We start from the raw sequence: 20,213 nt of genomic DNA on the forward strand, positions 1-20,213 counted from the left end.
TTCCGGCATGCCGGGAACGCCGCCGACTCGCTTCGTCTACCTCGGTCCGGAGGGCACCTTCACCGAGGCCGCCCTGCGCACCCTGCCCGCGGCCGAGCGCGGGGTGCGCACGCCGGCCCGCAGCGTGCCCGAGGCGCTCGAGGCGGTCCGCTCGGGCGACGCCGACGCCGCGCTGGTCCCGCTGGAGAACTCGGTGGGCGGCGCCATCCCGGTGACCCTCGACGAGCTGGTCACGGGCAGCCCGCTGGTGATCACCCGCGAGGTCGTGCTGCCGGTCGAGTTCGTGCTGGCCGCCCGGGGCCCGATCCCGCTCGCCGCCATCCGCACGATCGCGGCCCACCCGCAGGCGTCGGCCCAGTGCCGCAACTGGCTGCTCGCCCACGTGCCGGACGCGGTGGTGGTCGACGTGCTGTCCAACGCGACGGCCGCCATCGACGCCGCCGCCGGTAACTACGACGCGGCGCTCTGCGCGCCGATCGGGGTCGGGCGCAACAAGCTGACCGTGCTGGCCGACAAGGTCGCCGACCACGCCGACGCGGTGACCCGCTTCGCGCTGCTCACCCGGCCCGGGCCGCCGGCCGAGCCGACCGGCGACGACGTCACGTCGCTGGCCGTCTCGATCCGGCACGACCAGGTGGGCGCGCTGCTCGCGGTGCTGACCGAGCTGACCGTGCGCGGCATCAACCTGTCCCGCATCGAGTCCCGGCCGACCGGCGAGCAGCTCGGCACCTACTTCTTCTTCCTCGACTGCACCGGCCACGTAGCCGAGACCCGGATGGGCGAGGCGCTGCAGGGCCTGCGCCGGATCTGCGCCGAAGTGCGCTTCCTCGGTAGCTACCCGCGGCACCGCCTGGTCAAGGAGGACCCGGTGCCGTCGCCCCCGGGCCTCTCCGACGCCGATTTCGCCGACTCGGCCGCGTGGCTGCGGCGCCTCCGCGCCGGGGATCTCGGCTAACCGGACGGTCGTGTCACAGCAACGCCCGCCGAGCCGGAGGCGAGGCCGGCAAGCTCAGTTTCCGAGCAGGTTGCCCAAGAGGCCGCCGCCCTGGCCGGCCTGCTGGCCGCTGCCGGAGCCGCCGATGCCGCCCGGGAACTCCTCGGAGGGCTGCACGACCACGAAGCCCTGGCCGGCGAAGCTCATCGTGAACCGCTCGCCGGTGGTGCGGCCCATCAGCGTGCCCAGACCCATCTGCTCGGCCCGGTGGTAGCCGGTCTGGAGGCTGGCCGACCAGCAGATCGCGGCCTGCGGGTCGACGTAGGTGGGCTGGTCGACGGTCAGCACCACCGGGCTGCCCTTGGTGGTGACGGCGATTCGCCCGTACCCGCTGAAGACGCAGTTGAAGAGGCCGGCGTTGGACATCATCCCGGCGCCGCCGACCATCTTGATGTCGTACGACAGGGTCGAGTCGAAGGCCAGCACGTTGGCCCCGTTGATCGAGAGCGCGTCGCCCTGCTCGAGGTCGATCAGGTGGACGTCGGCGGCCCGGTCGGCGAGGAAGACGTCGCCCTGGCCCCGCACGCGCATCAGCGGCACGCCCTCACCGGTCAGCTTCTGCTTGAGGAACTTGCCGATGCCGCCGGAGCCGAGCGCCTCGAACTGCACGTTTCCCTGGTAGGCGACCATCGAGCCGACGCGGGCCATGAACTCGCCGTTCAGCTCGGCCTTGAGCAGCTTGGAGTTCTGCAGCCGCAGACCGGGCTGGGCCGACTCCTTCTCGAGGTTCTCCGCCGAAAAGAGCTCGCTGCGCATGAACGCTGTCCTCCTGATCGAGATGTGCCCACCAGGGTAGGGCGTGGCACCAACAATCAACCCCAGCCGAGCTCGTGCAAGCGGTGGTCGTCGATGCCGAAGTGGTGGGCGATCTCGTGGACGACCGTGATCGCCACCTCGTCGATCACGTCGGTCTCGGTATCGCAGACCCGCAGCGTGGGCAGGCGGTAGATGGTGATGCGGTCCGGCAACACGCCCGCGTAGTCCCACCCGCGGTCGGTGAGCGCGGTGCCCTCGTACAGCCCGAGCAGGTCGTCGCTGCCGTCCGGCGGCCGGTCCTCGACCATGAAGACGACGTTGTTCATCATCGACAGCAACTCGACCGGAACCTCGTCGAGCGCCTCGCCGACGAGCTCCTCGAAACGTTCGCGACTCATCTCGACCGGCACAGCGACCATTGTGCGCCACACCGCCGGGACTGCCGATGCGTCAGGGATCCGACACCGGGCCCTGACGCATCGGCGTTTCTTCTCAGGTCAGGCCAGCGTGGCCTGGAGCGTGATCTCGGCGCCCGGTGACAGCAGGCGGGAGATCGGGCAGTTCTCCTTGGCGCCCTCGGCGATCTTCTGGAACGTGCCCTCGTCGATGCCGGGGACGGTGCCCACGGTCTCGAGGTCGATGCGGGTCACGCCGAAGCCGGCGTCACCCTTGTCGAGGTGGACCTTGGCGACGGTCTCGACGGAGGTCGGCGTGAAGCCGGCGTCCGCGAGGCCCTTGGAGAACGCCATCGAGAAGCAGCCGGAGTGCGCGGCGGCGATCAGCTCCTCCGGGTTCGTACCCTCGCCCTCCTCGAAGCGCGACTTGAAGGAGTAGTTCCCCTGGTAACCGCCCTTACCGGTCTTGATCGTGCCGGAACCCTCGGTGAGGTTCCCTTCCCAGCGGGCCGTGGCAGTGCGAATAGGCATAGCCGAAACGCTAGTCCATGCGACGGCCGCTGGCCGGGCGACCGGGCAGGGGTCATCATGGGTCACATGCCCCCCGAGCATGATCCGATCGACCTCGGCCTGCCGCCCGCCGGCGAAGTGGTCGAGTTCGGCGGCGACGAGCCCGCGCCGCGGCGACGGTGGAACGTGTCCGGCGTCGGCCGGTCGCTGGCCACCGACCGGCGGGTGGTCCCCCTGACGGCGGCGCTGGCCGCGGTCGCCGGCGTCGCCTCGCTGATCTCCGAGTGGCAGGTGACCACGGTCGACCCCGAGGTGTTCGGCAACGGGGCCGGCGCCAGGCCGATCGCGACCGACGTCACCGATCTCGGCGCGCTCGGCACCGGCTACCTGGTCGGGATGTTCCCGCTGGTCGCGGCCGTGGTGCTGACGCTCTTCGGTCCGCCGGCCGGGCGGCGCTGGGTGCGGCTGATCGGGCTGAGCGTCGGCGGCACCATGCTCGCGCTGCTCTTCGCGACGGCGGCCTCGCTCGGCGACCAGAGCCGGCCCGTGCCCAGCCTCTACACGCTCCAGTTCGACGAGAACCAGGTCCAATGGTCCTACGGGCGAGGGCTGTGGTGTGCCGCGGCGGGGGTGGCCCTGGCCATGGTCGTCCTTTATCTGGCCGACCGGCATCGACCCGCGCCCCCGATCGCGCGCCAGTCGGCCCCGCCGCCGGAGGAGGCGGAGTGGAGCTGGCGGCGTCCGCCGGCCCCGCGCGAGGAGCCGCCGCCCGACCAGCCCCTGGAGCTGACCGTCGGCCCGGCCAAGCCGTTCACCTCCTTCGGCGACGACCGGGACAAGCCCACCCGGTCATGATCGGGACGTAGGGTGATATCCGGGTGCTGACCGGATATCGCCGCCGGTAGGCTCGACAACCGTGATTGACCTGCGTCTGCTCCGCGAGGACCCCGAGCTGATCCGTGCCAGCCAGCGACTGCGCGGCGAGCCCACCGAGCTGGTGGACTCCCTGCTGCGCGCCGACGAGGAGCGCCGGGCCGCGACCCAGCGTTTCGAGTCCCTGCGGGCCGAGCAGAACTCGTTGAGCAAGCGCATCCCCAAGGCGTCGCCCGACGAGCGCGCCGGGCTGCTGGCCCGCACCAAGGAGCTGGCGGCCGAGGTCAAGGCGGCCGAGGCCGAGGCCGGTGCGGCCAACGAGGCACTGCGCGCCGCCCATCTCGCGGTGCCCAACCTCGTGCAGGACGGCGTGCCGGCCGGCGGCGAGGACGACTTCGTCGTGCTGCGCGAGGTCGGCGACCGTCCCGCGATCGACAACCCGAAGGACCACCTCGAGATCGGCGAGGGCCTGCGGGCGATCGACACCGAGCGCGGCGCCAAAGTGTCGGGCTCGCGCTTCTACTTCCTGACCGGCGTGGGCGCGCTGCTGCAGCTCGGCCTGCTGCAGATGGCGATCGCCCAGGCGGTCGAGCACGGCTTCACCCCGTCGATCACGCCGAGCCTGGTCAAGCCGGAGTCGATGGAGGGCACCGGCTTCCTCGGCGCGCACGCGAGCGAGGTCTACCGGCTCGAGGCCGACGACCTCTACCTGGTCGGCACCTCGGAGGTCCCGCTGGCGGCCTACCACTCGAACGAGATCATCGACCTCGAGGGCGGGCCGGAGCGCTTCGCCGGGTGGTCGTCGTGCTATCGGCGCGAGGCCGGGTCGTACGGCAAGGACGTGCGCGGCATCCTGCGGGTGCACCAGTTCGACAAGGTCGAGATGTTCTCGTTCTGCAAGCCGGAGGAGGCGGCCGCCGAGCACCTGCGCCTGCTCGCCATGGAGGAGGAGATGCTGGCCAAGGTCGAGATCCCGTACCGGGTGATCGACGTGGCGGCCGGCGACCTCGGGTCGAGCGCGTCGCGGAAGTACGACTGCGAGGCCTGGGTGCCGTCGCAGGGCCGCTACCGCGAGGTCACCTCGACGTCGAACTGCACCACGTTCCAGGCCCGCCGGCTCAACATCCGCTACCGCGACGCCGACGGCAAGCCGCAGACCGCCGCCACCCTGAACGGGACGCTCGCCACCACCCGCTGGCTGATTCCGATCCTGGAGAACCACCAGCAGCCGGACGGCTCGGTGCGCGTGCCGAAGGCGCTGCAGCCGTACCTGGGCGGCCGCGACGTCCTCGAGCCTGTTCGCTAACGGGTAATACACCTGCCCGCTACCAGAAGTCATAGCCGCAGCTAGTTGGGCAGGTGTACCGTTTTCCTTCCGCCCTCCGCGGGGGTAAGCCCCACCCTCGGAGGTAATCGATGGTCAAGCCGGGACTGCCCAAGCTGATCGCGACGGATCTCGACGGCACACTGGTGCGCAGCGACGACACCGTGTCCAAGTACACGCACGAGGTTCTCGATCGGGTCCGGGCCGCCGGCATTCGGATCGTGGGCGCGACCGGGCGCGGACCGCGCCTCACCTCGCTCACCCGTAATGACATCCGGGCCGCCGACTTCCTGATCCTGGCGCACGGCGGTTGGGTGCTCGACCAGGCCGAGTCGGCGTACCTCCAGCGCCTGCGGCTGTCCGGGCCGGTGGTCGCGGACGTGCTGGCCCGGGTGGAGGCCGAGGTGGGCCGGCTGTCGGTGATGATCGAGGCCCTGGAGCACGACGAGTCCCCGCTGTGGGGCGACTACGACCCGACCTGGCGCTACCCGGTGGTGGTCGAGGAGCGGCCGCGCGCCGACTGCCTCACCGGCGACGTGATCAAGGCGTTCGCCCGGTCGTTCGACCACGACGTCGACGAGCTGCTCGAGGTGTGCCGCCGGGTGGTTCCGGCCGAGGTGGCCTCGGTCACCCAGGCCGGCCTGAACTACGTCGAGATCACTCCGGCGAATGCCGACAAAGGTGCGGGACTGTCGGTGGTCGCCGAGGCCGTCGGCGTCGACCCGCAGGACGTCCTGGTCTTCGGCGACATGCCCAATGACCTGCCGATGTTCGCCTGGGCCGGGTGGGGCCGGGTGGCGGTGGCGAACGCGCATCCGGCGGTCATGGCGGTCGCCGACGAGGTGACTCTCACCAACGACGAGGACGGGGTGGCCGTCTATCTGGACCAGTTACTGTCAAGGTGATGCATCCTTTTCGCCTCGTCGCCTCCGACATCGACGGCACCCTGATCCGTGACGACGGGACGCTGAGCCCGCGCACCCTCGACGTCATGCACGCCCTGCCGGTCCCGCTCGTGCTGGTGACCGGGCGGCCGCTGCGCTGGCTCCGGCAGCTCTACGACCAGATGCCGGAGCCGATGCCGGCCGTGTGTGCGAACGGCGCCGTGGTCTACGACCCGGCGACCGACGAGATCCTCCGGGCCGAGCCGCTCGCGGTCGACATCCTGCTCGACGTCAGCAAGCGGCTGCGCGAGGCGATCCCGGACATCGCGCTGGCCGTCGAGGTCGAGGGCGGGCGCAAGTTCTGGTACGAGGAGGCCTGGCCCGTGCGCTGGGCGGAGGACCACGACAACGTCCGCGTGCTCGCCACCGCCGAGGAACTGGTGTCGGCGCCGGCCGTGAAGCTGCTGGCCCGCTCGGCCTCGCACGAGCCCGACGCGTTCTGCGAGCTGGTCAGCGGCATGCTGGCCGGGGTGGCCGAGACGACGCACTCGTCGAGCAGCGCGCTCGTCGAGATCTCCGCGACCGGCGTGACCAAGGCGGCCGGGCTGGCCTGGCTCTGCGAGCAGCACGGCATCCGGGCCGGCGAAGTGATCGCCTTCGGCGACATGCCGAACGACCTGCCGCTGCTGACCTGGGCCGGCCATTCGGTGGCGATGGGCAACGCCCACCCCGCCGTCCGCGCCGTGGCCGATGAGGTCGCGCGGACGAACGAGGAGGACGGCGTCGCGGTCTACCTGGAAGACGTCTTCGGACTTTAGAGGTACTGCCCGGTGCGGCCCTCGGGACCGCCGGGCTGGCCGGGCTGGGCCCCGGGCATGCCCGGGATGCCGCCGGGGCCCATCGGGAGCGCCGGCCGGCCACCGCCACCGCCCCGCATCTGCTCGAGCTGCAGCCGGGCCGCCATCTGCTGGGCGACCAGCGCCGCCTGGATGCCGTGGAAGAGGCCCTCGAGCCAGCCGACCAACTGGGCCTGCGCGATGCGCAGCTCCGCCTCGCTCGGCGGGGTGTCGCCCTCGAACGGCAGCGACAGGCGCTCGAGCTCCTCGCGCAGCTCGGGGGCGAGACCGTCCTCGAGCTCGGTGATCGACCGCTGATGGATCTCCCGCAGCCGGCCGCGGCTCGCCTCGTCGAGCGGCGCGGCCCGGACCTCCTCGAGGAGCTGCTTGATCATGCTGCCGATCCGCATGACCTTGGCCGGCTGCTCGATCAGGTTGCCGGGCTCCTCGGGACTGAGCGTGCCGTCGGGCTCGACCGTGCCCATGGGACGCCCGTCCGGCCCGACCACGATGACGGAGCCGTCCTGCTGCTTCTCATCGGTGCGGTTGTCGTCGGTCATGCGGTCCATCTTTGCGCACGGGTGCTCAGCGGCGTAGCTCGGCCACCGCGCATTTGACGCTGCCGCCGCCGCGCTTGAGCTCGGTCAGCTCGACGTGAACCGGGACATAGCCCGCGGCGCGCACCTTTTCGCCCATGGCGGTGGCCTCGGTGTTGAGAATCACGTAGCGGCCGTCGCTGACCAGGTTGAGCCCGAACGCCTCGGCGTCGGCCCGGTCGGCGATCACCGCCTCCGGGAAGAGCTGGGCCAGCACCCGCTGCGAGGAGGGCGAGAACGCCTCCGGGTAGTAGGCGACGTTGTGGTCGTCGAGCGGGGCCAGCGCGGTGTCGAGGTGGTAGAAGGCGGGGTCGACGAGACGGAGGGAGACGACCGGGCGGCCGAGCACCTCCTGCGCCTCGGCGTGCGCGGCCGGCTCGGTGCGGAAGCCGTAGCCGGCGAGGATGACACCGCCGTGCGCGCCCGGGACGTACGCGAAATCGCCCTCGCCCTCGTTGACGTGCTCGGGGTCGGCGAACGCCCAGTCGGTGTAGAAGCCGCGATGAGCCACGGCCTCGGCCGCTCGCTGCGGGTAGCGGAAGCGCGCGCCGTAGACCCGGCCGTCGACCGAGAAGGCCCCGTTGGCGGCGTAGACCATGTCGGGCAGGCCGGGGACCGGGTCGAGCAGATGCACGGTGTGGCCGAGATCGATCAGCGTCGTGCGCAACAGGTCCCACTGCTTGGCGGCAAGGGAGGCGTCGACCGGGACGGTGGTGTCCATCCACGGGTTGATCGCGTACTCGACGGTGAAGTGCGCCGGCGGACACATCAGATATGTCCTGACTCGCGGCGTGCGCTCCGGGTGACTCATGGGGTAGAGCGTAGGTAGGCTTCGGTGCACGAAACAGCAATAAATCTTGTGTGTTGGAGGCGAATCGTTGCAGATGGACGCGGTAGACCAGCGAATCATTGCGTTGCTGGTGGCCGATGCGCGAGCGTCGTACGCGGAGATCGGATCGAAGGTCTCGCTGTCCGCTCCCGCGGTGAAGCGACGCGTCGACCGCCTTCGATCAAGCGGAGTGATCAAGGGCTTCACCGCGGTGATCGAGCCGGCCGCCGTCGGCTGGACCACCGAGGCGTTCGTCGAGCTCTACTGCACCGGCCGCACCACGCCGGCCCAGATCACGGTGGCGACCCGGCGGCACCCCGAAGTGGTCGGCGCCTACACGGTCTCGGGCGAGGCCGACGCGATCGTGCACCTGCGGGCGGCCGACATCGGGCACCTCGAGCAGGCCCTCGAGCGGTTGCGGGCCGAGTCGTTCATCACCTCCACACGCAGCATGATCGTGCTGTCCCGCCTGGTCGAGACCCCGACCGTGGTCCCCGCGCCGTCGTAGGAACCGCGCTCGCCGCCGCGCCGTCCAACCGGCATGCGCTGTCGACTGTGGCTCTGCGCCGTGTTCGCCGTGCTGCCGCTCGCCGGCTGCACCTCCACCCACCCCGGGCCCGGCCCGGTCCCGACCTCCAGCCGGAGTTCCGCCCCGAAGTTCGACCTCGTCGCCTTCGACTCCTGCAAGCAGCTGCTGAAGGAGTTGAGGGCGGCCGCCCGCAAGAGCTATTCGCGGCCGGTGCCCGATGCCGGGATCGCCGTCGACGGTGGCAACCGCGCGCTCGCCGCCGGCGCGGAGGCGGCGGCGCCCGCGGCCACCCCGTTCTCCGGAACCAACGTGAACGAGGCCGGTAGCGACGAGCCGGACATCGTCAAGACCGACGGGCGGCGGATCGTCACCGTCGCCAACGGGGTCCTGCACGTGATCGACCCCGCGTCCCGCCGCGAGACCGGCCGGCTGTCGCTCGGCAGCTCCGGCCAGGCCGACCTGCTGCTGTCCGGCGACCGGGCGCTGGTGCTGGTCTCCGGTTTCCAGCGGATCCTCGAGCGGCGCAGTCTGGTGCCGCCGTCCGAGGCCGGGGCCCAGGCGATCCTGGTCGACCTGGCCGGCACACCGCAGGTGATCAGCCGCTATCGCGGGTCGGGCCGGGTCCTCGACGCGCGGCAGACCGGCAGCGTGGCCCGCGTCGTGCTGAGCAGCCCGCCGCGGTTCGCCGAGTCGCCGGACGCCGCCACAATCGACGACTGGCTGCCCGAGTGGGAGGTCACCACCGGCGGCACGACGACCAAGGGGCGTACCGCCTGCGGCGATGTGAGCCGGCCGCCGTCCTTCTCCGGACTGTCGATGCTCAGCGTGCTCACCTTCGACCTGGCCGCGCCCGCCCTGACCGACGGGAGCCCGGTCTCGCTGGTGGCCGACGGCGACATCGTCTACGGGACGCCGACCAGCCTCTACATCGCCAACGACCAGCGCTGGCGGATCGACACCTTCCGCGACTCGTCGGCACCGGACAGCGAGATCTTCAAATTCACCCTGCCGCCGGCCGGGAAGCCGATCCTGGCCGCGACCGGCGCGGTGCCCGGGATGCTGCTCAGCCAGTACTCGCTGTCCGAATGGGACGGTTGGCTGCGGGTGGCGACGACCGACTTCGCCCAGCGGTCGTCGGCGGTCCGGGTCTTCGGCCAGCAGGGCGGCAAGCTGGTGCAGCGCGGGGTCGTGGACGGGCTCGGGCACGGTGAGCAGATCTACGCCGTGCGCTTCCTCGGGTCGCGCGGCTACGTCGTCACGTTCCGGCAGACCGATCCGCTCTACAGCCTCGACCTGAGCGACCCGGCACGGCCGCGCGTCACCGGCGATCTGAAGATCACCGGCTATTCCGCGCATCTGCAACAGGTCGGGGATGACCGGGTGGTCGGTATCGGACAGGAAGCCGACGCCGGTGGCGTACGGGAAGGGTTGCAGGTGTCGCTTTTCGATGTCGCCGACCCCGCGCACCCGACCCGGCTCGCGCAACACGTCGTGCCCGGCGCCGGCTCGGAGGCCGAATATGACCCGCACGCGCTGCTGTGGTGGCCGGCGACGCACCTGCTCGTCGTGCCCACCTACGAACGGGCCATCGCGCTGAAGATCGAGGGAGGCACCCTCAAGGAGGCCGGTTACCTGGCCGGCGGCAACATCCGCCGAGCTCTGGTGATCGGGGACCGGCTGTGGACGCTGAGCGACAACGAGCTGGCGGTGGCCGATCTGTCCACGCTGGAACCGATCGGCCGGGTCGCGCTCAGTTAGAGATACATGCCCGTCCGGTGATCGTCGCCGGGCTGCTTCGCCGGCGTCGGCTTGTCGCCCTCGCCGAAGAAGCGCTTGCCGCCGAACTCGCCGTGCAGCCGGTCGTCGAGTTCGTCGGCGAGGCCGGTCATCACCTGCACGGCGAGCATGAGGTGGGTGGCCTGGAAGTTCCGGCCGAAGACCGGGATCGACGCCCACACCGTGTCCTGGGCGCAGTAGAGGCGGCCGATCGGCATCCGGTTGGTCAGCTCCGAGAGCTTCACGTACAGCTCCTCGGTCGGCTCGACCTCGGTGAGGATCGGCGAGAAGACATCGACCAGAGGCGGATTGTCCCGTACGCGTACGAAGACCATGGCCGAGCCGGCTCGGATGCCGATGTCGCCGTCGGTGTCGACCTGAAGCTGGTCGACCGGCGTCTTGGACATGGTGGCCACGACCGTGCGCACCCGCTCCTCGAGCGGCACCGCGTCCTCGGCCGCGGTGGCCAGCGCCGCCGTGAGCTCGCCGTCGGCGTCGAGATCGTCGAGGTCGAGGCCGCCCTCGAGGCTGGGCTCGTGCCGCGCGGTGGCCAGCGGCGCCGTCTCGATCGGCTCGTCTTCCTCGTCGTGCACGAGGTAGACCAGGAACGCGGGGTGCGGCGCGCCGTAGACGTCGCGCAGCGTGCGGGAGACGACGGTGGCCAGCTGGTTCACCCGGTCGCGGCTCGAGCTCAGGCCGAACGAGTCGCCGGAGCCGGCCAGCACACCCGGCGGCGACCAGCCGAGCGCGACCAGGTCGGCCACCGCGGCGCGGTCCATCCGGTAGCCCTCGGGAAGTCCCGCGTTGCCGACGGCGAGCGCCTCGATGACGCCCTCCGGCAACACCCTGATGCTCACCGAGTAGACCGCGAGGCCGGTGCCCGAGGCGGTCGGGTCGAGCGTGAGGTCGACGTGCGAACCGGGCGCGAGCTCGGTGAGCAGCGAGGCGAGCGCGCCGGCGAACTCACGCCAGGCCTCGGTCACCTTGGCCCGCAGGTCGGCCGTCGTCGGCTCGTCGAGCAGGATGCCGTTGTCGTTCGACCCGCCTGTGGCGCTGTCTGCCGTCATGATCGCACCTCCGTTCCCCGTCACCCTATCGAGAGGGCTCCGGCCAGGAGAGGGCGAGTTCGCTGAGACGATCGGCGACTTCCGCCGGGTCGGCCCCTCGACCCACGGCGAGACCCATCAGGTACGCGGTGACCGGCGCCGCCGGACGGACCACTCCATGAGCTACGTCCCGTGCGACGTCGAGGACCGCTTTCGTCGGCACCTCGCCGGGGGCCAGTCCCAGCGCGCGCCCCGCCGCCTCGACCCACGCGTTCAGAGCGTTGTTGCGGCCGCCTTCGCCCTGGTCCTCGCTCATCGTGCCCATTCCTCGGCGGTGCGCAGGTCGTCGTCGGTGTCGCAGTCGAACCAGGGCGGCGGGCCGGGCCGGCGCCACGACACCTCGGCCACCCGCAGGAACTCCATCAGCTCCCGGACCGACGCGCCGTGCAGGTCGCCGCGCTGCTCCTCGAGCCGGCCGACCGCGTCGCGCAGTGCCGAGGTGCGCCAGACGCCGCAGAGCATCTGCCGGCGCCCTTCGGCGTCCCGGTAGACCGCGCCCTGCATCGGCGCCGACTCGGCCGTCAGCCGCAGCACGTCGATCGCCTCGCCGGTCAGCAGCGGCAGATCGGCGGCGAGCAAAGCCGTATAGGTCACGTCCTCCGGCACCAGCGCAAGCCCCGCCGAGGTGGCCGCGACGGGCCCACCGCCGGGCGGATCCTCCCGCGTGGAGTGCACCGGAACCGGCAGGTCGGGCGGCACCGGGCCGACCACGATTCGCGGATCCGCGTCGTGCACCGCGGCCAGCACGCGGGTCAGCATGGACTGACCGGCAACGGGCAGCGTCGGCTTGTGCGCGCCGCCCATCCGCCGTGCCGCACCACCGGCCAGCACCACCGCCGCGAATCCCCCCACGTACGTACCGTATCCCGAGCGCGTGTCGAGCGTGACCGCGCGCTCACTTCACAGTCGTGGATCACTATCGGGCGGCATAGGCTCGCCCCATGGCCCGCACCACCACCCGGCGACCGGTCGTAAAGATCAACCTGGCCGGATCCACGTCCCGGCGTCCCGACGACCTGGCCGCCGAGGAGCCGCTGGAGATCCGCCTGCGCAAGCAACCCCTGGCCGTGACCATGCGAACCCCCGGCAACGACATCGACCTCGCCATGGGCTTCCTGCTCAGCGAGGGCATCATCACCACGGCCGGCGACGTGGTGACGGCCCAGCTGTGCGCGGGCACGGACACGCCGAACACGTACAACGTGGTCGACATCGTGCTCGGCCCCGACGTGCCACCGCCGGTCACCGACCCGAGCCGCAACTTCTACACGACCAGCTCCTGCGGCGTCTGCGGGAAGGCGAGCATCGACGCCGTACGCACCCGCTCCCCCCACGACGTCGCCGCCGACCCGCTGACCGTCCCGGCCCGCACCCTGGCCGGCCTGCCCGACCGGTTGCGGGCCGCCCAGCGCACGTTCGACCGCACCGGCGGCCTGCACGCGGCCGGCTTGTTCACCGCCACCGGCGACCTGCTCGTGCTGCGCGAGGACGTCGGACGCCACAACGCGGTCGACAAGGTCATCGGCTGGGCCGTGCGCGAGGGCCGCCTCCCGCTGGCCGGCCACCTGCTGCTGGTCTCCGGCCGGGCCAGCTTCGAGCTGACCCAGAAGGCATGGATGGCCGGCATCCCGCTGCTGGCCGCCGTCTCGGCCCCGAGCACGCTGGCCGTCGAACTGGCCGACGAGGCCGGCATGACCGTGGTCGGCTTCCTCCGAGGCGAGACCATGAACGTCTACACAGTCCCTTCCCGAGTCACCGTCTAATCAGCTCCAGGCGCCGTCGATCACCTCCAGGTCGCGCACGCCGATCACCTCCATCTCGCGCACGCCGATCACCTCCATGTCGCGCACACCGGTCACCTCCATGTCGCGCACACCGGTCACCTCCATGTCGCGCACACCGGTGTTGGCGAGCGTGCTGCTTCCCCTGGGCGCACTCCGGGCTCGCAGACAGGCGTGCCGCCCGGAAGGGGCATGCCATCCGCGCCGCACCGCACCGCACACCGCACGCGGGCCGAGGTCGGTGGGCCGCGCTCGGCCGACCCGGGCAAGGCGGGCCGGTGGGCCGCGCTCGACCCGGCCGGGCTTGGTGGGCCGCGCTCGGCCGGGCTTGGTGGGCCGGGCTCGGCCGGGCCGGGCGTGCTGGGCCGGGCTCCGCTAGGCCGGGCGTGCTCGGCCGGACTCGGCCAGGCCCAGCTCGGCGAGCCCGGCTCGGCGGGCCGGACTTGGCCAGACCGAGCATGGTGAGCCGGTGGGCCACGCTGGGCCGGGCCGGGCTTGGTGGGCCACGCTCGGCCGGGCCGGGCATGGTGAGCCGGTGAGCCACGCCCGGCCCGGCCAGGCATGGTGAGCCGGTGAGCCACGCCCGGCCCGGCCGGGCTTGGTGGGCCACGCTCGGCCCGACCAGGCATGGCGAGTCTGTGGGCCACGCCCGGCCCGGCCGGGCTTGATGGGCCACCCTCGGCCCGGCCGGGCGTGGCGGTCCGAGCCTGGTCAGCCGGCATGACGGCCCGGGCGGGCGGCGGCCGGGGCCGGGGTCAGGGGATTGCGCGGCCGCGGGCTGGCCTTCGGCGGCGGCGGCCCCGCGGTGGGAGTGGTCTCATGGAGACCAGCGTGGACGGGCGGATGCCGGCGCCGAGCAGGCGGTCGAGGATGGCGGCGTAGCGGTGGCCCGGCGCGGCCTGCAGCGCGCGGTCCACCGCCACCCGGGCCAGGGCGCCGTCGCCGGCGCGCCAGGCGGCGAAGCCGAGCAAGGTGGCCGGGGCGGCCACCTGGGTGGGCTCGGCCCGGCGCACGGCCTCGGTCCAGAGGCGGGCGCGCCACCGCTCGGGACTGGTGCGGTCGATGCCGTGCTCCAGCACCGGCTGCTCGGCCAGCAGCACGTTCAGCCAGGCGTACTCGTCGCCGGTCGGCTCGCCGCCGGAGCGGGCGATCCGCTCGGCCTCCCGGATCGCCTCGCGGCCCGCGCGCCGCGCGGCGTCGTCGGGCAAAGAAGCTCGGCGGGCTCGGGCTCGGACGGTCGCCGCCTCCGCCTCGCGACCGGCCTCGCCCTCGAGCGGAGCCAGCTGGGCGACCAGGGCCTTGCGGTCCGGCAACGCGACCAGGCCCTGGAAGACGGCGCCGGCCGCGAGGCCGAGCGAGCACGCCGTGCCCTCGGCGGGGCCGCGCGACTCGTACGACCACCAGCGCCCGTCGTGCACTCGAAGCGTGTCCTCGACCCTTACGCGCGCCTCGCGCAGCATGTGGGCGAGCTCGAGCACCGCCGGGCTCACCGGGCCGGGCGGGCCGTAGCCGAGGACGATCACCCGCCCGGCGCCCTGGGCGGCCACGAGCTCGGCCGCCTCCTCGAGGGCGGATGGGTGGTCGGGCGGGGGGAAGTCGTAGCGCACGACGAAGTCGACCAGGCGGCCGAACAGCCCGAGGACGACCAGGCTGTCGGTCGGATGGAAGCCGAGCATGTAGGGCGTGACGGCGACGGCCTCGGCGGAGGAGCTCACGGTGATCATGCAGTCCGGGGTCATGCGGGCATGGTGGCCCGGCGGGCGGCCGGCGCGAGTGCCAAAGTGCCGGCCTGTGGACAACGCGCTCTTATCCACAGGAGGCGCCGCTACCCACGGGAAGAGCTGCTAGGAGCGGAACTGCATGTCGTGCAGCTCGAGCCCCTCCTCCTGCCACTCGTGCCGGTTCCGGTCCAGGTCGAGGGTCAGCTCGATCGACGAGAGCACGTCGTACCCGGCCGCGTGCAGGCTGCGGATGGCGTCAATGTTGCGTGACGCCGGCGAGATCGTCAGGGCCGCCATGTTCCGCTTGCGGGCCTCGGTGGCGACATGCCGCAGCAGCTTGCGGCCCACGCCCTTGTGCCGGTGCGAGATCGTCACCACGATCGGCTCGACCACGCCCGAGCGCCCACGGATCGTCAGCCCGACCAGCCCGATCACCCCGTCGTCGGCGTGCTCGGCCACCCAGAGCCCGGAGAGATCGAGCCGGGTGAGGTACTCCTCGAAGCCTTCCCCACCGTCGTCGGCGACCGAGCCGTACATCTGGTTGTGCTGGTTGGTCAGCTCGGACCACAGTCGACGACCCGCGGAGTGGTCACCCGGACGGTACGAACGCACTGTGACAGGGCTCATGCCGACATTTTGACTCCGATTTCCGGCCGCCGTAAGCCGAAGTGGAAGATAAGCCGGTGGACCAGGCGTACTTACGCGCGCACCCCGAGCATCTCCCGACATTTCTCACCCACCAGCGGATTCGCGAGACCCCGGTGGGTGGCGGCAGCGTGTCCAACGCCGTACGGCTGACGCTCGACGACGGCACGTCCCTGTTCGCCAAGACCTGGCCGTCCGGCGAACCGCCGCGTGGTTTCTTCGAGGCCGAGGCGTCGGGGCTGCGCTGGCTCGCCGAGGCGGGCGCACCGGTGCCCGAGGTGTTCGTCGCCCTCCCGTCGATGCTCGCGACCGGGTGGATCGACCACGGCCCGGCGACTCCCGCGGCCGCCGAACGCCTGGGCCGTGACCTGGCCGCGCTGCATCGCTCCGGAGCGGAGTCGTTCGGCGCCGAGTGGCCCGGCTTCATCGGTCCACTCCCGCTGGACAACACCCGGCAGCCCGGACCGTGGGGAAGGTGGTTCGCCGAGCGCAGGCTCCGGCCGTACGTGCGCACCTCGGCCGACTCCGGTGCGTTGACCGCCCAGGATGTCGCGCTCCTGGAGGAAATCTTGAGCGCGTTGGACCGGTGGGACGACGGCGAGCCGCCGAGCCGGACCCACGGGGATCTCTGGCCGGGCAACATCCTGTGGTCGTCGGACGGCACGGCTTACCTGATCGATCCGGCCGCACAGGGCGCACACCGGGAGACCGACCTGGCCGAGATGTCGCTCTTCGGCGGCGCGCCGCACCTCGATCGCATCCTCGGCGCCTACCGGGATGCGTTTCCGCTCGCGGACGGCTGGCAGGCGCGCGTGCCCCTGCATCAGCTGCACCTTCTACTTGTGCACACGGCCGCGTTCGGCGCCGCCTACCGCAACGCGGTGGTCACGGCCGCCCGATCGGCCCACGCGGCTCTTTCCTGACCTCGATCAAAAAGCGCTGGGAATGTGCCACGAACGGTCCGTCGCTCTCGATCTGCTCGTGCAGAGCACGGAGACGGCCCAGGTACGCGTCGACGGTGAAGCCGGGCACGGTCCAGATCACCTTTCGCAGGAAGACGATCACGGCCGCCACGTCGAAGAACTCGATGCGCAGTGCCTCCGTCCGCAGGTCGAGCACGGTGAGACCGGCGGCGGTGGCCTCGGCTCGGGCCCGCTCGGGATCGCGCGCCTTGCCGACGACCTGCGGACCCATCATGAAGTCGATGAGCTCGCGCAGGGAGCCGGCGCCGACGTGCTGGGCGAGATAGGTGCCGCCGGGCTCGAGCACGCGGGCGACCTCCGTCCAGTTCACGGTGACCGGATGCCGGCTGGTGACCAGGTCGAACGACTCGTCGGGGAACGGCAGGCGAGCATCCTCCCCGACCTCCACGACGCGTCCGCCCAGGGACGCGAGCCGCTGCCGGGCCAGAGCCGCATTAGGCGGCCAGCCCTCGGTAGCCACCAGCGTGGGCGGCGCTTCGGGAATCGTGGCCAGCACCTCGCCGCCGCCGGTCTGCAGGTCGAGCGCGCGACGGGCCCGGGCCATCCGCTCGCCCAGCAGGCGCGCGTAGCCCCAGGACGGCCGCTCCTCGGTGGCCCGGCCCTCGAACCAGGAGAAGTCCCAGCCGTCGACCGGCACGGCGGCGCCCTCGGCCACAAGATCGTCGAAGCCTCGCATGGCGCCGACCATCCCAGCCGGGCCCGCGCCGCTCAACCGGATTACCGGGTTATCCACAGATCGAAATCGGCTTCGGCGGCGACCGGGCCGAGCGGCTAGATTCGAAGCGTGGAGGACGAAGCGAGACCAGACCAGGGGGCGTTCCCGGCTGGGCTCGTCGACCGCTTCGGCCGGGTGGCCACCGACCTGCGCGTGTCATTGACCGATCGATGCAATCTGCGCTGCACCTACTGCATGCCCGAGGAGGGCTTGGCCTGGTTGCCGCGTGAGCAGCAGCTCACCGACGACGAGGTGGTGCGGCTCGTGCGCATCGGGGTCTCGCTTCTTGGGATCGACGAGGTGCGGTTCACGGGAGGCGAGCCGCTCCTGCGGCGCGGCCTGGTCGGCATCATCGCGGCCGCCGCGCGTCTCGCCCCACGGCCGAGACTCATGCTGACCACGAACGGGATCGGGCTCGAGCGGCTGGCGGTGCCGCTGCGGGAGGCGGGTCTCGACCGGATCAACGTCTCGCTCGACACGCTCGATCCGGAGCGGTTCATCGCCCTGACCAGGCGCGACCGGCTTTCGGACGTGCTTCGCGGCCTGGAGGCGGCGGCGCGGGCGGGGCTGACGCCCGTCAAGATCAACACGGTGCTCATGCGCGGCATCAACGAGGACGAGGCGCCGCAGCTGGTGAAATTCGCGCTGACGTACGGCTATCAGCTGCGCTTCATCGAGCAGATGCCCCTGGACGCCCAGCACCGCTGGGACCGTCACACGATGGTCACCGCCGACGAGATCCTGGCTGCGTTGGCGCCCTTCGATCTGCGAGCCGATTCGGTTTCACGTGGAACGTCGCCGGCCGAGACCTGGCTGGTCCCAGGCCACGTCGACGCGGCCGGCGAGCCCGCCCGGGTCGGTGTCATCGCCAGCGTGACCAGGCCGTTCTGTGGTGATTGCGACCGCACCCGGCTGACCGCCGACGGGCAGATCCGAAACTGCCTGTTCGCCACCGAGGAGAGCGATCTGCGCCGGCTGCTGCGGGGTGGAGCTTCCGACGAGGAGATCGCCGAGGCCTGGCGGGTGGCGATGCGGGGCAAGCGGGCGGGGCACGGCATCGATGATCCGAGCTTCCTGCAGCCGGCCCGGCCGATGTCGGCGATCGGCGGTTGACCTGTGGCCTTCACGTCGGCGATCGGAGCTCGACCATGCTGACCGTGCGCTATTTCGCTGGGGCACGGGCGGCGGCCGGCGGGGTGTCGTCGGAACCGGCCGAGGCGGGGTCGATCGAGGAGCTGGCGCAGCTGCTGACCGATCGGCACGGCGAGCGGCTGGGGCTGGTGCTGAAGGCGGCCAGCTTCCTGGTCGACGGGCTGGCCTGCCATGATCGCGGGGCCGCGCTTCCGGCCGGCGCGACGGTGGACGTGTTGCCACCCTTCGCGGGCGGCTGAGGCCAGAGCGGGCGGCTGAGGCGTCCCAGAGCGGGCGCCTGAGGCGTCCCAGAGCGGGCGGCTGCGGACCGGTGGGGTTTTGAGGAGGGGCTTTGCTGGTCTTCGTCGCGGTGGTGTTCGTCCTCATCGGGCTCATTCACTTCTATCTGTGGAAACGCCTCGTGAAAGACACGACGCGGGGCAAGCGGGCCCGGCGTCTCGGGGCTGTCGCGGCGGTGGTGCTGGCGGTGCTGCTCCCGGCGACGCTCATCGGGACGCGAACGGGGCACGCGGAGTGGCTGGCGTGGCCGGGCTATCTCTGGCTGGCCCTGATGTTCTACCTGCTCGTGGTGCTGCTGCCGCTGGAGGCTCCCCGGGCCGGCGTGCTGCTCTGGTGGCGTGCCCGGCGGCGTGGCGAGAGGGAACCGGTGCTCGTCGGCGCGAGCGCAGAGCCAAGAGCCGAGTCGGAGCCAACGAACGCGGGTGGGAAGGCGGCCACGACCCCGGGCACAACGGCGGGCGTTGCTGAGACCGCGGGCGCGGGCGACGCGGCGGACACGGGCAACGGGGCCGGCGTGGGCACAAAGGCGGGCGCGGGCGAGACGGCCGGCACGGGCGAGACCGCCGGCACGGGCGAGACGGCCGGCACGGGCGAGACCGCCGGCACGGGCGAGACCGCCGGCACGGGCGAGACGGCCGGCGCCGGTGAGAAGCAAGGCACGGGCGGGATCGACCGGCGGCTTCTCCTCGCGCGCGGAGCGGCGATCTTCGCGGGACTGACGGCGGTGGGCATCACCGGCTACGGCATGAAGACCGCCCTCGGGCCGCCGCAACTCAACCGCTGGGCGATGCCGATGGCGAAACTCCCCCGCGGCATGGACGGCACCCGCCTGGCCGTCGTCTCCGACATTCACCTCGGGCCGCTGACCGGCACCCACCACGTCGGACGCATCGTCGACCTGATCAATTCGGTGAAGGCGGACATCGTGTGCGTCGTCGGTGATCTGGTTGACGGCAGCGTTGCGGAGCTGGGGCGGTTCGCGACGCCGCTCGCCGATATCGAGTCGCGGTACGGGGCGTACTTCGTGACCGGCAACCACGAGTACTACTCGGGATACGAGCCATGGATCGAGGAGGTGGCGAGCCTGGGCGTGCGACCGCTGCGCAACGAGCGGGTGGAGCTCGGCGGCCTCGACCTGGCCGGCGTCAACGATCTCGGTGGCGCGGACGTCGGCGACCCGCCCGATTTCCGCAAGGCGCTCGGCGACCGGGACACCGCGCGGCCGGTCGTCCTGATGGCCCATCAACCGGCGGCGGCGCACCAGGCGGCCCCGTTCGGGGTCGATCTGCAGGTTTCCGGACACACGCACGGCGGCCAGATGGCACCCTTCAACCTGCTGGTCAAGCTTGATCAACCGGTGGTGTCCGGCTACGGCGACGTGGACGGCGTGCCGGTCTTCGTCACCAACGGCGCGGGGTTCTGGGGACCGCCGGTCCGGGTGGGCGCGCCCCCGCAGGTGACGGTGGTCGAGTTGCGGTCCGCGTAAAAGGCGCAGGACCAGGCATCAAGATCCGTAAGTTTGTTTGCGC

24 protein-coding genes are annotated in these 20,213 nt (G+C 71.7%); 12 read left to right on the top strand and 12 right to left on the bottom strand.

All coding sequences use genetic code 11. The features are described from left to right. Nucleotides 1–7 precede the first annotated feature (7 nt). Nucleotides 8–955, top strand: coding sequence for a prephenate dehydratase (gene pheA, locus ACQP2F_RS46020; protein ID WP_433299379.1), 948 nt, complete (start codon nucleotides 8–10; stop codon nucleotides 953–955). A gap of 54 nt (nucleotides 956–1,009) precedes the next feature. Here pheA and ACQP2F_RS46025 read toward each other — a convergent pair whose 3' ends face one another. The 3 genes from ACQP2F_RS46025 to ACQP2F_RS46035 all read right to left on the bottom strand — a co-directional run bounded on the left by ACQP2F_RS46025 (nucleotide 1,010) and on the right by ACQP2F_RS46035 (nucleotide 2,676). Continuing rightward, nucleotides 1,010–1,750 (bottom strand): AIM24 family protein, encoded by a 741-nt coding sequence (locus ACQP2F_RS46025; RefSeq protein ID WP_433299381.1) that lies wholly within the window; start codon nucleotides 1,748–1,750, stop codon nucleotides 1,010–1,012. 56 nt (nucleotides 1,751–1,806) lie between these two features. Then, nucleotides 1,807–2,169, bottom strand: a complete 363-nt coding sequence (locus ACQP2F_RS46030; RefSeq protein ID WP_433299383.1) for a metallopeptidase family protein — start codon at nucleotides 2,167–2,169, stop codon at nucleotides 1,807–1,809. A 78-nt stretch (nucleotides 2,170–2,247) separates the two neighbouring features. After that, entirely contained in the window at nucleotides 2,248–2,676 is a 429-nt protein-coding gene (locus ACQP2F_RS46035) for an OsmC family protein (protein ID WP_433299385.1), read from the bottom strand. Nucleotides 2,677–2,742: 66 nt separating this feature from the next. Between ACQP2F_RS46035 and ACQP2F_RS46040 the strand changes: the two genes are divergently transcribed. The 4 genes from ACQP2F_RS46040 (at nucleotide 2,743) to ACQP2F_RS46055 (ending at nucleotide 6,554) form a co-directional block, all read left to right on the top strand. Further along, nucleotides 2,743–3,510, top strand: a complete 768-nt coding sequence (locus ACQP2F_RS46040) for a hypothetical protein (protein ID WP_433299387.1) — start codon at nucleotides 2,743–2,745, stop codon at nucleotides 3,508–3,510. A 61-nt stretch (nucleotides 3,511–3,571) separates the two neighbouring features. After that, nucleotides 3,572–4,834 carry a serine--tRNA ligase gene (gene serS, locus ACQP2F_RS46045; RefSeq protein WP_433299389.1) on the top strand — a complete coding sequence of 421 codons (1,263 nt, stop codon included), beginning with the start codon at nucleotides 3,572–3,574 and terminating at the stop codon, nucleotides 4,832–4,834. Between the two features lie 110 nt (nucleotides 4,835–4,944). Beyond that, nucleotides 4,945–5,757, top strand: coding sequence for a Cof-type HAD-IIB family hydrolase (locus tag ACQP2F_RS46050; protein ID WP_433299391.1), 813 nt, complete (start codon nucleotides 4,945–4,947; stop codon nucleotides 5,755–5,757). Beyond that, on the top strand, nucleotides 5,757–6,554 hold the full coding sequence (locus tag ACQP2F_RS46055; RefSeq protein ID WP_433299393.1) for an HAD family hydrolase: 798 nt from the start codon (nucleotides 5,757–5,759) through the stop codon (nucleotides 6,552–6,554). The genes ACQP2F_RS46050 and ACQP2F_RS46055 overlap by 1 nt, the downstream gene beginning before the upstream one ends. On the opposite strand, the gene ACQP2F_RS46060 is transcribed toward ACQP2F_RS46055, so the two are convergent. Then, complete coding sequence (locus ACQP2F_RS46060; RefSeq protein WP_433299395.1) at nucleotides 6,551–7,132, bottom strand: bacterial proteasome activator family protein; 582 nt, start codon at nucleotides 7,130–7,132, stop codon at nucleotides 6,551–6,553. The genes ACQP2F_RS46055 and ACQP2F_RS46060 overlap by 4 nt on opposite strands. A 25-nt stretch (nucleotides 7,133–7,157) precedes the next feature. Continuing rightward, nucleotides 7,158–7,979, bottom strand: a complete 822-nt coding sequence (gene ddaH, locus ACQP2F_RS46065; RefSeq protein ID WP_433299397.1) for a dimethylargininase — start codon at nucleotides 7,977–7,979, stop codon at nucleotides 7,158–7,160. A gap of 67 nt (nucleotides 7,980–8,046) precedes the next feature. On the opposite strand from ddaH, the gene ACQP2F_RS46070 reads away from it, so the two are divergent. Next, entirely contained in the window at nucleotides 8,047–8,505 is a 459-nt protein-coding gene (locus tag ACQP2F_RS46070; protein ID WP_433299399.1) for an Lrp/AsnC family transcriptional regulator, read from the top strand. 60 nt (nucleotides 8,506–8,565) lie between these two features. Next, a complete protein-coding gene (locus tag ACQP2F_RS46075; RefSeq protein WP_433299401.1) occupies nucleotides 8,566–10,284 on the top strand; it encodes a beta-propeller domain-containing protein in 1,719 nt (572 codons plus the stop codon). On the opposite strand, the gene ACQP2F_RS46080 is transcribed toward ACQP2F_RS46075, so the two are convergent. From ACQP2F_RS46080 to mobA, 3 genes are read right to left on the bottom strand one after another with little or no spacing between them, the layout of a single operon-like run. Beyond that, nucleotides 10,281–11,369 (bottom strand): T3SS (YopN, CesT) and YbjN peptide-binding chaperone 1, encoded by a 1,089-nt coding sequence (locus tag ACQP2F_RS46080; RefSeq protein ID WP_433299403.1) that lies wholly within the window; start codon nucleotides 11,367–11,369, stop codon nucleotides 10,281–10,283. The two genes, ACQP2F_RS46075 and ACQP2F_RS46080, sit on opposite strands and share 4 nt — an antisense overlap. A gap of 25 nt (nucleotides 11,370–11,394) precedes the next feature. Continuing rightward, nucleotides 11,395–11,673, bottom strand: coding sequence for a DUF6457 domain-containing protein (locus tag ACQP2F_RS46085; RefSeq protein WP_433299405.1), 279 nt, complete (start codon nucleotides 11,671–11,673; stop codon nucleotides 11,395–11,397). Beyond that, nucleotides 11,661–12,212, bottom strand: a complete 552-nt coding sequence (gene mobA / locus ACQP2F_RS46090; protein ID WP_433307907.1) for a molybdenum cofactor guanylyltransferase — start codon at nucleotides 12,210–12,212, stop codon at nucleotides 11,661–11,663. The genes ACQP2F_RS46085 and mobA overlap by 13 nt, the downstream gene beginning before the upstream one ends. A gap of 137 nt (nucleotides 12,213–12,349) precedes the next feature. Between mobA and fdhD the strand changes: the two genes are divergently transcribed. After that, on the top strand, nucleotides 12,350–13,171 hold the full coding sequence (gene fdhD / locus ACQP2F_RS46095; RefSeq protein WP_433299407.1) for a formate dehydrogenase accessory sulfurtransferase FdhD: 822 nt from the start codon (nucleotides 12,350–12,352) through the stop codon (nucleotides 13,169–13,171). Here fdhD and ACQP2F_RS46100 read toward each other — a convergent pair whose 3' ends face one another. The 3 genes from ACQP2F_RS46100 to ACQP2F_RS46110 all read right to left on the bottom strand — a co-directional run bounded on the left by ACQP2F_RS46100 (nucleotide 13,172) and on the right by ACQP2F_RS46110 (nucleotide 15,537). Further along, nucleotides 13,172–13,306, bottom strand: a complete 135-nt coding sequence (locus ACQP2F_RS46100; RefSeq protein WP_433299409.1) for a hypothetical protein — start codon at nucleotides 13,304–13,306, stop codon at nucleotides 13,172–13,174. It abuts the gene before it with no gap. A 638-nt stretch (nucleotides 13,307–13,944) separates the two neighbouring features. Continuing rightward, nucleotides 13,945–14,928, bottom strand: a complete 984-nt coding sequence (locus ACQP2F_RS46105) for a DUF4192 domain-containing protein (protein WP_433299411.1) — start codon at nucleotides 14,926–14,928, stop codon at nucleotides 13,945–13,947. Nucleotides 14,929–15,033: 105 nt separating this feature from the next. Beyond that, nucleotides 15,034–15,537 carry an N-acetyltransferase family protein gene (locus tag ACQP2F_RS46110; protein ID WP_433299413.1) on the bottom strand — a complete coding sequence of 168 codons (504 nt, stop codon included), beginning with the start codon at nucleotides 15,535–15,537 and terminating at the stop codon, nucleotides 15,034–15,036. Between the two features lie 56 nt (nucleotides 15,538–15,593). Between ACQP2F_RS46110 and ACQP2F_RS46115 the strand changes: the two genes are divergently transcribed. Beyond that, on the top strand, nucleotides 15,594–16,478 hold the full coding sequence (locus ACQP2F_RS46115; RefSeq protein WP_433299415.1) for a fructosamine kinase family protein: 885 nt from the start codon (nucleotides 15,594–15,596) through the stop codon (nucleotides 16,476–16,478). On the opposite strand, the gene ACQP2F_RS46120 is transcribed toward ACQP2F_RS46115, so the two are convergent. Continuing rightward, entirely contained in the window at nucleotides 16,441–17,214 is a 774-nt protein-coding gene (locus ACQP2F_RS46120; protein WP_433299417.1) for a class I SAM-dependent methyltransferase, read from the bottom strand. The genes ACQP2F_RS46115 and ACQP2F_RS46120 overlap by 38 nt on opposite strands. Nucleotides 17,215–17,322: 108 nt before the next feature. Here ACQP2F_RS46120 and moaA point away from each other — a divergent pair, with 108 nt between their 5' ends. The 3 genes from moaA (at nucleotide 17,323) to ACQP2F_RS46135 (ending at nucleotide 20,170) form a co-directional block, all read left to right on the top strand. Further along, nucleotides 17,323–18,366 carry a GTP 3',8-cyclase MoaA gene (moaA, locus tag ACQP2F_RS46125; RefSeq protein ID WP_433299419.1) on the top strand — a complete coding sequence of 348 codons (1,044 nt, stop codon included), beginning with the start codon at nucleotides 17,323–17,325 and terminating at the stop codon, nucleotides 18,364–18,366. A gap of 35 nt (nucleotides 18,367–18,401) precedes the next feature. Further along, nucleotides 18,402–18,644, top strand: a complete 243-nt coding sequence (locus ACQP2F_RS46130; protein ID WP_433299421.1) for a MoaD/ThiS family protein — start codon at nucleotides 18,402–18,404, stop codon at nucleotides 18,642–18,644. A gap of 92 nt (nucleotides 18,645–18,736) precedes the next feature. Then, on the top strand, nucleotides 18,737–20,170 hold the full coding sequence (locus tag ACQP2F_RS46135) for a metallophosphoesterase (RefSeq protein ID WP_433299423.1): 1,434 nt from the start codon (nucleotides 18,737–18,739) through the stop codon (nucleotides 20,168–20,170). Nucleotides 20,171–20,213 lie beyond the last annotated feature (43 nt).

Source organism: Actinoplanes sp. CA-030573 (assembly GCF_050951115.1).
GTDB lineage: Bacteria > Actinomycetota > Actinomycetes > Mycobacteriales > Micromonosporaceae > Actinoplanes.